The sequence below is a fragment of the Pseudomonas kuykendallii genome (assembly GCF_900106975.1).
Lineage (GTDB): Bacteria > Pseudomonadota > Gammaproteobacteria > Pseudomonadales > Pseudomonadaceae > Pseudomonas_O > Pseudomonas_O kuykendallii.
The window spans coordinates 971,642-983,731 of record NZ_FNNU01000002.1 but is presented as its reverse complement, the minus strand read 5'-3'; the positions used below and the strand labels follow the sequence as shown (position 1 = coordinate 983,731).

The 12,090-nt window shown below is 66.3% G+C and carries 14 protein-coding genes; 8 read left to right on the top strand and 6 right to left on the bottom strand.

Annotation, left to right across the window (positions count from 1 at the left end):
• Positions 1–288: 288 nt before the first annotated feature.
• Both BLV15_RS09775 and BLV15_RS09770 read left to right on the top strand, forming a co-directional pair.
• Complete coding sequence (locus BLV15_RS09775) at positions 289–525, top strand: hypothetical protein (RefSeq protein WP_090227195.1); 237 nt, start codon at positions 289–291, stop codon at positions 523–525.
• 81 nt (positions 526–606) lie between these two features.
• The gene (locus BLV15_RS09770; protein WP_090227193.1) at positions 607–1,587 is read left to right on the top strand and encodes an aldo/keto reductase; all 981 of its coding nucleotides are present in this window, start codon (positions 607–609) and stop codon (positions 1,585–1,587) included.
• A gap of 96 nt (positions 1,588–1,683) precedes the next feature.
• Here BLV15_RS09770 and BLV15_RS09765 read toward each other — a convergent pair whose 3' ends face one another.
• Positions 1,684–2,592, bottom strand: a complete 909-nt coding sequence (locus BLV15_RS09765; protein WP_090227191.1) for a LysR substrate-binding domain-containing protein — start codon at positions 2,590–2,592, stop codon at positions 1,684–1,686.
• Positions 2,593–2,674: 82 nt separating this feature from the next.
• On the opposite strand from BLV15_RS09765, the gene BLV15_RS09760 reads away from it, so the two are divergent.
• A complete protein-coding gene (locus BLV15_RS09760) occupies positions 2,675–3,877 on the top strand; it encodes an MFS transporter (RefSeq protein WP_090227188.1) in 1,203 nt (400 codons plus the stop codon).
• Positions 3,878–4,639: an SDR family oxidoreductase gene (locus BLV15_RS09755; RefSeq protein WP_090227187.1), complete on the top strand. Its 762-nt coding sequence runs from the start codon at positions 3,878–3,880 to the stop codon at positions 4,637–4,639.
• A gap of 50 nt (positions 4,640–4,689) precedes the next feature.
• Here the strand turns inward: BLV15_RS09755 and BLV15_RS09750 are convergent, their stop codons facing one another.
• A complete protein-coding gene (locus tag BLV15_RS09750) occupies positions 4,690–5,574 on the bottom strand; it encodes a LysR family transcriptional regulator (protein ID WP_090227184.1) in 885 nt (294 codons plus the stop codon).
• Positions 5,575–5,703: 129 nt separating this feature from the next.
• Between BLV15_RS09750 and BLV15_RS09745 the strand changes: the two genes are divergently transcribed.
• The 3 genes from BLV15_RS09745 to BLV15_RS09735 all read left to right on the top strand — a co-directional run bounded on the left by BLV15_RS09745 (position 5,704) and on the right by BLV15_RS09735 (position 7,969).
• On the top strand, positions 5,704–6,474 hold the full coding sequence (locus BLV15_RS09745; RefSeq protein ID WP_090227181.1) for an enoyl-CoA hydratase/isomerase family protein: 771 nt from the start codon (positions 5,704–5,706) through the stop codon (positions 6,472–6,474).
• A 68-nt stretch (positions 6,475–6,542) separates the two neighbouring features.
• A complete protein-coding gene (locus BLV15_RS09740; protein ID WP_090227179.1) occupies positions 6,543–7,208 on the top strand; it encodes a peroxiredoxin-like family protein in 666 nt (221 codons plus the stop codon).
• A gap of 41 nt (positions 7,209–7,249) precedes the next feature.
• Positions 7,250–7,969: an SDR family oxidoreductase gene (locus BLV15_RS09735; protein WP_090227461.1), complete on the top strand. Its 720-nt coding sequence runs from the start codon at positions 7,250–7,252 to the stop codon at positions 7,967–7,969.
• 634 nt (positions 7,970–8,603) lie between these two features.
• Here BLV15_RS09735 and radC read toward each other — a convergent pair.
• Positions 8,604–9,113: a RadC family protein gene (radC, locus tag BLV15_RS09725; RefSeq protein ID WP_090227176.1), complete on the bottom strand. Its 510-nt coding sequence runs from the start codon at positions 9,111–9,113 to the stop codon at positions 8,604–8,606.
• A 414-nt stretch (positions 9,114–9,527) separates the two neighbouring features.
• Between radC and BLV15_RS09720 the strand changes: the two genes are divergently transcribed.
• Positions 9,528–9,890, top strand: a complete 363-nt coding sequence (locus BLV15_RS09720) for a helix-turn-helix transcriptional regulator (protein ID WP_090227173.1) — start codon at positions 9,528–9,530, stop codon at positions 9,888–9,890.
• A 25-nt stretch (positions 9,891–9,915) separates the two neighbouring features.
• On the opposite strand, the gene BLV15_RS09715 is transcribed toward BLV15_RS09720, so the two are convergent.
• The 3 genes from BLV15_RS09715 to BLV15_RS09705 are packed head-to-tail and all read right to left on the bottom strand — an operon-like array spanning position 9,916 to position 12,088.
• Positions 9,916–10,158: an autophagy-related protein 101 gene (locus BLV15_RS09715; RefSeq protein ID WP_090227458.1), complete on the bottom strand. Its 243-nt coding sequence runs from the start codon at positions 10,156–10,158 to the stop codon at positions 9,916–9,918.
• A 36-nt stretch (positions 10,159–10,194) separates the two neighbouring features.
• A complete protein-coding gene (locus BLV15_RS09710; RefSeq protein ID WP_090227171.1) occupies positions 10,195–11,139 on the bottom strand; it encodes a nucleotidyl transferase AbiEii/AbiGii toxin family protein in 945 nt (314 codons plus the stop codon).
• A complete protein-coding gene (locus BLV15_RS09705) occupies positions 11,123–12,088 on the bottom strand; it encodes a type IV toxin-antitoxin system AbiEi family antitoxin domain-containing protein (RefSeq protein WP_245728153.1) in 966 nt (321 codons plus the stop codon). Before BLV15_RS09705 ends, BLV15_RS09710 begins: the two co-directional genes overlap by 17 nt.
• Between the last annotated feature and the right edge of the window lie 2 nt (positions 12,089–12,090).

Below are 12,090 nucleotides of genomic sequence, written 5' to 3'. Positions count from 1 at the left end.
GACCAGAGGCCGCCGGGGCAACCCGGCGGCCTTTTTCATGGGTGAAGGAATCTCGCAGCGGCGCCGCAGTCGCCCACGCTGAACCGCCGCGCGCCCTTCTCGTGCAGGAGGCTCGGCGCCGAATCGCTGGATACGCCCCGCCGTGCGCCTGGCCCCCAGGCTTCTGCACCGCTCCAAAAGCGCCCTGTATCGCGTACCCTGTCCGCTGCGCCCAGGCATGCAGAGCACGGGCGTACGGCCGCTGGGCGTGCCCCGCCGGCACTTGTCCGATTGGAAAGGAGTCCGATGATGACCACACTCGCCTGGCTGTCCTGGCATGCGCTGACCGCGACGTTCTGGCTATGGATTCTCTGCTGGGGCGGTGCTCGCGTCGTCGAAGGATGGACATCGTTCTGGCTGATCCACTGGATGGCGCCGAGCTGGAACGCCGAGCAGATCAGGCTCTATGCGCTGTGCATCCTGGTGTTCCAGGCCATATGGTTTCTCATCGGCCTGTTCAAGCCGGAACTGCGCCTATTCATTTGAGTCCCGGCGCCAGGCGACAGGCGCGACCAATACGCCTCCACCGGCGGCCACAACGCCGCCCTCACCGATCAGGAGAACCGCATGGAGTACCACAAGCTCGGCCGCACCGGCCTCGACGTATCACGGCTGTGCCTCGGCTGCATGACCTACGGCGTGCCCGACCGCGGCAGCCACCCCTGGACGCTCGACGAGGCGCAGAGCCGGCCGCTGATCCGCCAGGCCGTGGAGGCCGGGATCAACTTCTTCGACACCGCCAACATCTACTCGGACGGCACCTCGGAGGAGATCGTCGGCCGCGCGCTGAAGGAATTCACCCGCCGCGAAGAAGTGGTGATCGCCACCAAGGTCAACGGCCGCATGCACGCCGGGCCGAATGGCGCCGGGTTGAGCCGCAAGGCGATCATGCAGGAGATCGATAACTCGCTGCGCCGCCTGGGCACCGACTACGTCGACCTCTACCAGATCCACCGCTTCGACTATCAGGTGCCGATAGAGGAAACCCTGGAAGCGCTGCACGACGTGGTGAAGGCCGGCAAGGCCCGCTACATCGGGGCCTCATCGATGTACGCCTGGCAGTTCGCCTCGATGCTGCACGTCGCCCGCGCCAATGGCTGGACCCGTTTCGCCACCATGCAGAATTACCTCAACCTGCTCTACCGCGAGGAAGAGCGCGAGATGCTGCCGCTGTGCCGGGCCGAGGGCATCGGTGTGATTCCGTGGAGCCCGATGGCGCGTGGCCGCCTCACGCGGCCGTGGAACGAGACCAGCGAGCGCGCGGAAAGCGACCAGTTCGGCAAGTCGCTCTACGCCCACACCGCCGAGGCCGACCGCAAGGTGATCGAGGCGGTGGCGGCGGTCGCCGCGGCGCGCGGCGTACCCCCTGCGCAGGTGGCGCTGGCATGGGTGCTGTCCAGGCCCGGCGTCAGCGCCCCGATCATCGGCGCCTCGAAACCCCACCATCTGCCCGATGCCCTGGCCGCCCTGCAACTGACGCTGAGCGACGAAGAGATCGCCCAGCTCGAGGCGCCCTACGTGCCGCACGCCGTGGTCGGTTTCTCCTGATCGGCGAATCGGTCCGCTGCCGGGACCGTGCGACACCCGGCAGCGTCGACGAATAACCCTCACCGCTGAAGCCTTCGCCTGGTCGGGCGCCTTGAATCAGGGCGCCACGCCCGCGGGTCGCGAGGCTTCGCCCGCCAGCCAGTCGACGAAGCCCGCGTACAGCTGCGCAGGATCGGCCTGGCGTGGGTAGATCGCCACGTAGCCCGTGCGCGGAACACGGATGTCCGGCAGCGGCATCATCAGGTTGCCGCGGGCGATGTCGATCTCCAGCATCGGCATCGGGCCGATGCCGATCCCCAGCCCATCCTCCAGCGCCTGGCGGGTCACGAAGAAGTGATCGAAGGTCTGCCGTGGCAACCCCGCCAGGTGCTGGAGCCCGGCCGCCTCCAGCCAGTTGTCCCAGTCGCCGGCCCTGGTCTCGCTGGCGAGCAGGTTGTGCCCCTCGATGTCGCCCGGCGCGTGGATCGGTCGCCGGGCGAACAGCGCAGGGCTCATGATCAGCGTGTCGACGTCCTCCAGCAGCGGCACGACGTGGTGTTGCGGCCAGAGGTCGTTCCTCGCGACGCCCCGCCGAATCGCCACGTCGACACCGCCGCGCATGTCCTCGACCACGCATGAAACGGTGGTGACGACGACTTCGACGTCTGGATGTTCGGCGTGGTAGCGGTGCAGCCGGGGGATCAGCCAGCGCATCGCCAGGCTGGTCGGAGCGCTGACCCGGAGTATCCGCCGCACACCTGGCCGGCCGCAGGCACTCGCGGCAACCGCCAGGCGATCGAACGACAGGCCGACCTCCGCGGCGAAGGCGCGGGCCATCGGCGTGGCGACCATGCGGCGGCCTTCCTTGGTGAAGAGCTTTTCGCCCAACCAGCTTTCCAGCGTGGCGATCTGCTGGCTCACCGCGCCATGGGTGACACCGAGCTGCAGGGCCGCATCGGCGTAGCTGCCCGTGCGGACGGCGGCTTCGAATGCACGCAGCGCATTGAGAGGAGGAAGACGGCGCATCGTTATTCCTTTAGAAAATCTGAAATTTATAGGTAAGAAGATATCGATTTTCAATTTTTTCTATCATATTTACCCTGATTGCATGAAGACGTCACTCAATCTCCGTGCAGCATCGACTTCACCCGCCGCCACGACGCCCAGGTCCCGCAGCCTGCTGGCCGCGTGCCTGACCCATGCGTTGCATGACGGTTACACGGACGGCCTGTATGCCTTCCTGCCGGTGTGGCAGGCACAGTTCGGCCTCTCCTACGCCGCGCTGGCCATGGTTCGCGCGCTCTACTACGGGACGATGGGCGGATTGCAGATTCCGGCCGACCGCGTGCTGCGCAACTGGTCGCCGCGGGCGACGCTGATTCTCTCGACCCTGCTGGCGTCGGCCGGCCTGCTTCTGATGGCGCTGCCGCTCGGCTTCGCCGGCCTGTGCGTCGGGCTGGTCGTGGCCGGCATCGGGTCGAGCATCCAGCACCCGAGGGGCTCCATGCTGGTCACCGATACCTATGGAGCCGATTCACGCCGGCCGCTGGGCATCTACAACTTCTCGGGCGATCTCGGGAAGGCGGTGCTGCCGGCGGTGGTCGCGCTGCTGCTGCCGCTTCTGGCATGGCGGCCGGTGCTGGCGTTGATGGCGGTGCTGGGCGTCGCGCTGGTGATCGCCCTGCTGGCCCTGGCACCCAATACGCGCGCGGCCCGCCATGCGCCCGCGCAGGCCAGGGCCGGGCGCGGCCGCAGTGGCTTCGGCATCCTGACGACGATAGGCGCGCTCGATACCGCCACACGCATGGGCTACCTGCTGTTCCTGCCCTTCCTGATCCATGCCCGCGGCGGCGACTCGCCGACGGTGGGCCTGGCGCTGGCGCTGCTGTTCCTCGGCGGCGCCTTCGGCAAATTCACCTTCAGCTGGCTCGGGGAACGGGTAGGTGTCACCAGGTGCGTGGCGCTGGCCGAGACGGTCACGGCGCTGCTGATCATCGGGACGCTGTTCACCCCGCTGATCCCGACGCTCATCCTGCTGCCACTGCTGGGGATCGTACTGAACGGCACCTCGTCGGTCCTCTACGGCACCGTCCCCGAACTGTCCGATGGGGACACCGGGCGTGCGTTTGCCGTCTTCTATACCAGCGTGATCGGCTCCGGCGGCGTCGCACCGATCCTCTACGGCGCCATCGCCGATCACAGCAGCCAGACGGTCGGCCTGCTGGCCACCGCGGCGACCGCCGCCGCTGTCGTACCGCTGGTGCTGGTACTGAGCCGTTTCATTCAACAGCCCTCACGCGAAGGTGAATAAATGGAAAAGACCTCGGACACTCCCGTCATCCTGATTACCGGCGGAAGCCGTGGCGTAGGTGCGGCGACGGCCCGCCTCGCCGCCGAAAAGGGCTACGACGTCGCCATCAGTTACGTGTCCAATGAAGGCGCCGCCCGGGCCGTGGTGGCCGATGTCGAAGCGGCGGGCCGCCAGGCGCTGGCGGTACGCGCGGACAGCGCCGACCCCGCGCAGGTCATCCAGCTGTTCGAGCGCATCGACCAACGCTTCGGGCGCCTCGACGTGCTGGTGAACAATGCCGGCATCATCGCCAGACAGTCCCGCCTGGAATACCTCGGATTCGAGCGGATGCAGCGCATCTTCGCGGTCAATTCGATCGGCCCGATGCTCTGCGCGAAGCAGGCCGCCAAGCGCATGTCCCATCGCCACGGCGGACCGGGCGGCGTGGTGATCAACGTTTCATCGGCATCGGCCAGGCTCGGCAGCCCGAACGAGTATGTCGACTACGCGGCCTCGAAGGGCGCGCTGGAGACCTTCACCATCGGCTTCGCCAAGGAGGTCGCACGGGAGGGAATCCGGGTCAACTGCGTCAGGCCGGGACACATCTACACCGAAATGCATGCCAGCGGCGGCGAACCCGGACGGGTGGACCGCGTCAAGGACAGCATCCCGATGGGACGCGGCGGCCAGCCCGAAGAAGTGGCGCGGGCGATCCTCTGGCTGGCAAGCGCCGAAGCCTCCTTCGTGACGGGTACCTTCCTCGATGCCACCGGGGGCAAGTAGGCAGCAAGGACGTGCCTTCGTCCCGCCACCGGCCAGCGCGCCCGTCCGGATCAACCGCCGTTTCGCATCACGTCCTCGACGAATTCGGCGAACGCGCGGGCCTTGGCCGTGGCCAGGCGCCCGGTCGGGAAGACGGCCCACAGGTCGATGTCGGGAAGCGCCCAGTTCTCCAGCAGCCGCAGCACCCGGCCATCGGCCAGTTCAGGTGCGAACATCCAGTCCGACGCGATGGCGAGCCCCAGGTCGGCAAGCACCGCGGCGCGAATGCCTTCGGCGGCGCTGAAACGCGCCCGGCCGCGCACCAGCACCGAGACTTCCGCGCCCTCGCGGGTGAAGTTCCACACATTGCCCGACTGGCTGAACAGCACCGTTTCGTGATCGGCGAGGTCGGCGGGAACCCGCGGCACGCCGGCACGCGCGAGGTATCCGGTGGTGGCGAACACCGAGCGCGGCGAGGACGCCAGCCTGCGCGCCACCACGCTAGAGTCGGCCAATGCGCCCATCCGCAACGAGACGTCGATGCCTTCGGCGAGCAAATCGATCGTACGATCGTCCAGCACCACGTCCACCTCGAGATCGGGGTGCGCGGCGAGGAAACGCGGCAAATGCGGGATGACGTGCAGGCGCGCGAAGGTAGGTGCCGCCGAAATGCGCAGCCGCCCGGACAGACCGGTGCCCGCGCCGCGTGCGGCCAGTTCGGCCTCGTCCGCCTCCTGGATGGCGACCCGCGCGCGCTCGTAGAAGCGCACGCCGGCTTCCGTCGGCGTCAGCCCGTGGGTGGAGCGCAGAAGCAGCTTTACGCCCAGCCGTTGTTCCAGTTGCGCGACGGTCTTCGATACCGCCGGCTGCCCGACCTCCAGCACGCGAGCAGCCGCGGAGAAGGAACCGGCCTCCACTACTCGCACGAATGCGGCCATCGCCAGCAAACGGTCCATTTTATTCCTTAATGGAATAGAGGTTATCTCTGCATCATATCTGCCATTCCATTTAGCGGGTATCCACAATCTCGATCACGGTGTTTGGCGCTCCTGCCGAAACACCCTCACCTCGATAAGGATTCCAGCATGCCCCGCTTCGACGCTTACCAGAACGCCTATCCCAACGCCCGCCTGACCCGCTCTGCCGAAGGCGTGCTGGAAATCGCCCTGCACAGCGACGGCGGCAAACTGGTCTTCAACGGCCACACCCACGAGCAGTTCGTGGACCTGTTCCACGACGTCGGCAGCGATCCCGACAACCGCGTGGTCATTCTCACCGGCACCGGCGATGCCTTCATGGACGCCATCAGCCCCGAAGGCTTCGACTTCTTCACCCCGCGTGGCTACGACAAGATCTTCCGCGAGGGCAAGAAGGTGCTGATGAACCTCCTCGACATCGAGGTGCCGCTGATCGCCGCGCTCAACGGCCCGGTGCTGCTGCATTCGGAGTACGCACTGCTGGCCGACATCGTGCTGGCCACGCCGGAAACGGTGTTCCAGGACAAGCCGCATTTCGACTTCGGCATCGTCCCCGGCGACGGCGTCAACCTGCTGTGGCCGGAGGTCATCGGCAGCGTGCGCGGCCGCTACTTCATCCTGACCCGCCAGCAGCTCGATGCGCAGACCGCCAAGGACTGGGGCGCGGTGAACGAAATCGTGCCCGCCGACCGCCTGCTGGCGCGCGCCCATGAGGTCGCCGGCGAACTGGCGAAGCTGCCGCCGCTGACCAGCCGCTACACCCGCATCGCGCTGACCCAGAAGCTGCGCCGGATCGTCGACGAAGGCGCCGGCTACGGCCTGGCACTGGAAGGCATCAGCGCCGCCGAAGTGGCGCGCTCGATGAATCCGTCCGCCTGATCGTCGTGGCAGGCGGACCGCGCCGCGGACCGCCTGCTGCTCCCCGTCCTTTTCCCGGAGAACGCCCCATGTCACTGCAAGACAGACTCGATGCCTTCAAGGCCGACTTCCAGGCCGGCAAGCCGCCGTACAACGTGCCGCCCTCGGTCATCCACACCATGCACCGCGCCACCGCCGAACTGATCGCCTCGGGCGCGGCGCAGAACGCCCTGAAGGCGGGCAACCCGGCGCCCACCTTCACGCTCGACGATCCGGACGGCCATCCCGTGTCGTCCGCCGAGCTGCTGCGCGAAGGACCGCTGGTGGTCACCTTCTACCGCGGCGTCTGGTGTCCGTACTGCAATCTGGAACTGCAGGCGCTGCAAGCCGCGCTGCCGGACATCCGCGCCGCAGGCGCCCGCGTGCTGGCGATCTCGCCTCAGGTGGCCGCGAACAGCCGCAAGTCGGTGCGCCAGAACGCCCTGGAATTCCCGATCCTCTCGGACCCGCACAACGACGTGGCCGCCGCGTTCGGCCTGCGCTTCGAGTTGCAGGATTATCTGGTCGAACTCTACCAGTCGTTGAAGAATGACCTGCCTGCGTTCAACGGGGATCCGAGCTGGACGCTGCCGATGCCGGCGCGCTACGTGATCGCACCGGACGACACCATCGTCTATGCCGAGGTCAATCCCGACTACACGCGCCGCCCCGATCCGGCGGAAATGCTGCCGGCCATCCGCAAGGCTGCGCTCTGAATCACCCAATGCCGCTCGCCACGGGCGAGCGCGAAGGAGCAATCATGTCCCGTACCTTTCTCATCAGCGGCGCCAGCAAGGGCATCGGCCTGGCGCTCTCGACACGGCTCGCCGCCGCCGGCCACCACGTCGTCGGCCTCGCGCGCAACGCGCCGGCGAGTTTTCCCGGCACCTTCGTCGCCGTCGACCTCGGCGACGACGATGCCACCCGCGCCGCGCTGGACGACATCGCCCAACGGTTCGCGCTGGACGGCGTGGTGAACAACGTCGGCCTGGTCAATGCCGCGGCACTGGCGGAGGTGACCCTGCCCGCGCTGGATGACGTCATGCGCGTCAACCTGCATTCCGCGCTGCTGGCTACCCAGGCCGCATTGCCCGGCATGCAGGCGCGCGGCTGGGGCCGCATCGTCAACATCTCCAGCCTGACCGTCCTCGGCATGCCGCAGCGCACGGCTTACGCGGCGGCGAAGGCCGCATTGGTGAGCTTCACCCGCAGCTGGGGACTGGAGCTGGCCGGTACCGGCATCACGGTAAACGCCGTGGCGCCCGGCCCGACCGAAACCGAACTGTTCCGCGCCAACAACCCGCCGGGCAGCGAAGGTGAACGGCGCTACCTCTCGGGCGTACCGATGGGACGCTTCGGCAAACCGGACGAGATCGCCGCGACCATCGCCTTCCTGCTGTCGGACGACGCCTCCTTCATGACCGGCCAGACGCTGCACGTGGATGGCGGCGCATCGCTCGGACGCGCCGCGTTCTGATGGAAAGTGACACGGCGTGTGCATGACGTGCTGCGCCAGAAGCACGGTGCCCTGCCGCGATGGCCGGGCGCCGCGGGCGGCACATCACGCCCATTCGATCGGCGACAGGCCTCACAACCCCGTGGTTAGCCAGCGAGGCCGACTCGAGCCCTGAAAGCCTTCAGCACCTGTTGGATCAACGTCTTTGCATCCATTGCGGCGAACCCGGCCGGCACTGAAGGCGCCAGCCGTCCGCAGGGCCACCGTCCGTATCAGGCAGCTCGACAATCGCCGCGGCCCTCGCACGAAAGATCCGGGCGAAGGATTCGCCCTCGTCAGCCAGGGCGGCTGTTGCTACAGCGTGGGAACGGTGCCGCCGTCGATCCGGTACTCGGCCCCTGCGATCGAAGCGGACCGCGGGGACGCCAGGAAGGCGATCAGATCGGCAAATCCATCGAAATAGAATTTATAGTCATGAACAAAAGCCACGGCGCCAGTCGGCTTAATGATAGCCACTTGATGTATGGATGCGCACTTAGTCCATTTGACTTTTGGGCAGGCGCAACACAGCCACGTCTATAAAAAGTTAGATCGCTGTCTCACGACATATTAGGCTGCACTCGTAAGTGGAAAAAGGGGGCCGAAGCCCCCGAGGTCAGAGCAAACCTCGCTCTGCAAATGACGTAGTAGCACCGCCAGCGACGATGATGTGGTCCAGTGTGCGCACGTCCACTAGCTCCAAGGCTGCCTTGAGCTGCCGCGTCAGTGCCCTGTCCGCAGTGCTGGGCTCAGGATGTCCGCTGGGGTGGTTGTGTGCCAGGATCACTGCTGCTGCATTGGCCCGCAGCGCCTCCTTGACGACTTCGCGCGGATGCACGGATGCGCTGTCGATGGTGCCGCGGAACATCTCGGTGTACTCGATCAAGCGATGCTGGGTGTCGAGGAACAGAACGGCGAACACTTCATGCTCGAAGCCGGCCAGCTTGGCGTGCAGGTAATCCTTCACGACGGCTGGAGAACTGAACTCGGCTCCGCGCTGCATCTTCTGGTCAATGGCCTCGCGTGCCGCTTCAAGGATCTGTTCGACAGAAGCCAGCCGATAGCGGCCTTGAGTGTCGCGCACATGCAGCAGCGAATCGAACGAGGAAAAGGACAGTTGCGACATGATCGTGCTCCGGTTGCTCGGGCGGAATTGCCCGGAACCGGCGCCTCACGGCGCAGCGCAAGCAGTCAGGGATCACAGACGGCCGACAGGCCGCAAGCGTGCGAGCACGCGCAGTCATTGACGGCGAGAACGCCGTGATACGGTGAAGGGAACAGCAAGCCCGCCTCTCCATCTCCAACGAGGAAGTGGAAGGCAAGCGCAGCGCGCAGGCCCGGATCAGCGATCCAGGCCCGAAGGCATCAGGGATCAAAGCCGGATGGCCGCGACTCGCAGAGGCGCGGGGCACAGCCCGCGAGCCCGACGGCGGAACGCCGGGATGTTCCTTTCCTACGCCTGGCCTTGCCGCAGCAAGTTGTCGTGATCGCTGGCGATAGCCACCATGACGTTCATTGCGAACTCCACGGAATCTGGACGATGGCTGCCGACTCAGAACCGCTCAGGACCTCTGCACAACCCACTGCTTCCCTGCCCCGCCCCGGCACCGAGCAGTACGCCGAGCTTCCGCAGTTCCCAAAGGGCTCGCCGCTCCCCTTTCGCCGCACGATCCGCCGACGTGAGCTGCACCAGATCGTGCCCTTGGCGGAAACCACCATCTACGAGATGGAGCAGCGCGGCGAGTTTCCCCGGCGCTTCCGGCTGACGCCGCGCTGCGTAGTGTGGGATCTGGAAGAGGTCGAAGTCTGGATCGAAGGCCGCAAGCAAGCCTCGCGATCAGCAGAGGCCGACACATCGCCCGGCCCGAACGTGAGGCTGCGTCGGCACCGCCCTGTTCGATGAACCCGCTATCTGGCGTTCACGGCGACTACCCGGCGTCCACCTTGACCAGTTCTGCCCCGGCCAGCACTTGTGCCATCTGAGCCGCAGCAAGTGTGACCGCCACATCTCGGTCCCGTGCCTCCCGGCTGAAGGCCAGCGCGATATGTCCAGGCCGCCCCCAGCCCACCGTGGCGTCGGCACAATCGCTGCTGGCCAGCCGGCTCAGGACCTCATCCTGCGAATCCAACTCAGGATTCAGCGCATAGACCAGTGTGAAATCGTGAGCCATCGCGATCACCCCATCGCCTTTGTATTACCCGCTGCGTCAGCGCGCCTTGATGCGCGCCAGCACGTCCGCCAACTGCCCGCGATCCGCAGCGCGTTTAGCCGCAGTGCGCTTCCCCAGGTTGTGCAGCTTGCGCCGCACACCGGGCAGGTCGACCGCATGAGCAAGGCCGATCAACCCGAAATCCGGCTGCTCATCCTCGACCGATTGCAGAAAGGCGCAGGACGGCTCGTCCAGCCAATGCGCCACGCGCGACAACAGACGTTTGCGGCTCTCCAGCAAGGCCGCCGCTTCAATGGGCTCAGACGTCATGCCCTTGAAGTGAGCCTCGAAGGTGGCCTCGAAATCCGCAGGTACGCGAGGTGTCAGCATCTCCCACGCCGGCTTGGGGCTGCATGTCAGGTACACGAGAAAGGTCCGCCAGAGACCAGCATCCGCTCGTTCATCCTCCAGCAGCAGGCCCACGTCGAACAGATCACGCGGATGCTGCCGCGACAGTGCCGCTGCCAGCTTTCCGGCATACAGGTCGGCGAAATCCAGTACCTGCACTTCGGCGAAGCCGAACGCCTCCTCCACCTTCGGGCGCACGACCATGGCCCGCCCCGGATGCACCGTCCCGCGCATCACCGGCGTCGTCTCGATCTGCACGCGCGCGCGGCCGCGACTGGCCACCAGCCGGGTGACCGCCCCGCCTTCGCCCGCTGAAGCTTGCACCTGCAATTGCAAAGGCCGAGCGCGCATCGCGTCGGCCAGTCGTCCGAGTGCTTCGGCGATCAGCTTCGCATCCTCGGCGTAGTCGTGCACCGGCAGCCAGGCCAGGTCGATGTCCACCGACAGACGCGGCAGGTCATGCTCGAACAGGTTGATGGCGGTGCCGCCCTTGAGCGCGAAGCGCGGCTCCTGGGCCAGCACCGGCAGGATCTCGACCAGCAGCCGCACCCGGTCGGTGTAGCGCCGGTCCCACCGATCAAGCCAGGTGCTCATCGAGGTCTCCCGGCAAGGTGATCTGGTAGGTCGGATGCAGGCGCCCGCCGGGCACCAGCGCACGCTTGCCCCGGCCCAGATCGACGCCATCCAACGGCACATGCGCCAGCCACGCATGCCGATGGCGATCGGCCAGTGCCAGGAACAGCCGCTTGGCCTTGATGCTGCGGCAGTGGCGCAGCAGCAGGCCGACGCGCTGTGGGCGCAGCGTGGTCATGGCCTGCATCAGCGCATCGGCCTCGTAGACCCCTGCCGCATCCGATACGCCATCGCACAACTCCAGCATGGCCCGCTCGGGCGTCGAGTAGACCAAGGCATCGACACCAGGTGCAGCGGAATGCAAGGCCAGCCCCACCTTGGATAGTGCCGTCTCGGAGACTTCCGCCGTGAAGGACACGGCCGGCAGATCGAATGGCCCCTTGCCCTGGTACTCGAAGCGCTGCTCCATGGACAGCTTGCCGACCCAGCCCGCCGGCGGCACCGGCCCGTAAAGCGTGATCGTCCCTGCATCGCCCAGCCGCAAGTAGTGCTCGTGCCCTTGCAAGGCCAGCGCGAAGCGTCCCCCGACATGCAGTGGCATGCCCTCCCCGACCTGCAGGCTGCGGACCACCCCATCCCATTGCAGCCGCCCGCCCGCGCGCATGTACACGCCACGCGCCGGCGACACCAGCCAGCCGCTGCCCACATAGCGCGCAACCAGGCTGTTGGAGTAGTCATGCGCGCGCAGCCAGCGGCTGGACACAAGGCGCGTATCGCCCAGTTCGGCCAGCAATCGGTTCAGTTTTCCCGAATTTTGAGCATCCATAGTGCTCAAAATATCAGTTTTATAAACCTCCGCCAATGGCCATGAGTTTGCAAATGCAGGAAAAAGATCATCCAGAGTGATCTTTTTCTGATAAACACAAACCCCGAGCGACCCGCCAAAAGCGTTCCCAGCCAAGATCATCATGC

Excerpts from the sequence above, each read along its gene's own strand:
- BLV15_RS09775 (WP_090227195.1), top strand. The coding sequence starts at position 289 with ATGACCACACTCGCCTGGCTGTCCTGGCATGCGCTGACCGCGACGTTC.
- BLV15_RS09770 (WP_090227193.1), top strand. The coding sequence starts at position 607 with ATGGAGTACCACAAGCTCGGCCGCACCGGCCTCGACGTATCACGGCTG.
- BLV15_RS09765 (WP_090227191.1), bottom strand. The coding sequence starts at position 2,592 with ATGCGCCGTCTTCCTCCTCTCAATGCGCTGCGTGCATTCGAAGCCGCC.
- BLV15_RS09760 (WP_090227188.1), top strand. The coding sequence starts at position 2,675 with ATGAAGACGTCACTCAATCTCCGTGCAGCATCGACTTCACCCGCCGCC.
- BLV15_RS09755 (WP_090227187.1), top strand. The coding sequence starts at position 3,878 with ATGGAAAAGACCTCGGACACTCCCGTCATCCTGATTACCGGCGGAAGC.
- BLV15_RS09750 (WP_090227184.1), bottom strand. The coding sequence starts at position 5,574 with ATGGACCGTTTGCTGGCGATGGCCGCATTCGTGCGAGTAGTGGAGGCC.
- BLV15_RS09745 (WP_090227181.1), top strand. The coding sequence starts at position 5,704 with ATGCCCCGCTTCGACGCTTACCAGAACGCCTATCCCAACGCCCGCCTG.
- BLV15_RS09740 (WP_090227179.1), top strand. The coding sequence starts at position 6,543 with ATGTCACTGCAAGACAGACTCGATGCCTTCAAGGCCGACTTCCAGGCC.
- radC (WP_090227176.1), bottom strand. The coding sequence starts at position 9,113 with ATGTCGCAACTGTCCTTTTCCTCGTTCGATTCGCTGCTGCATGTGCGC.
- BLV15_RS09720 (WP_090227173.1), top strand. The coding sequence starts at position 9,528 with ATGGCTGCCGACTCAGAACCGCTCAGGACCTCTGCACAACCCACTGCT.
- BLV15_RS09715 (WP_090227458.1), bottom strand. The coding sequence starts at position 10,158 with ATGGCTCACGATTTCACACTGGTCTATGCGCTGAATCCTGAGTTGGAT.
- BLV15_RS09710 (WP_090227171.1), bottom strand. The coding sequence starts at position 11,139 with ATGAGCACCTGGCTTGATCGGTGGGACCGGCGCTACACCGACCGGGTG.
- BLV15_RS09705 (WP_245728153.1), bottom strand. The coding sequence starts at position 12,088 with ATGATGATCTTGGCTGGGAACGCTTTTGGCGGGTCGCTCGGGGTTTGT.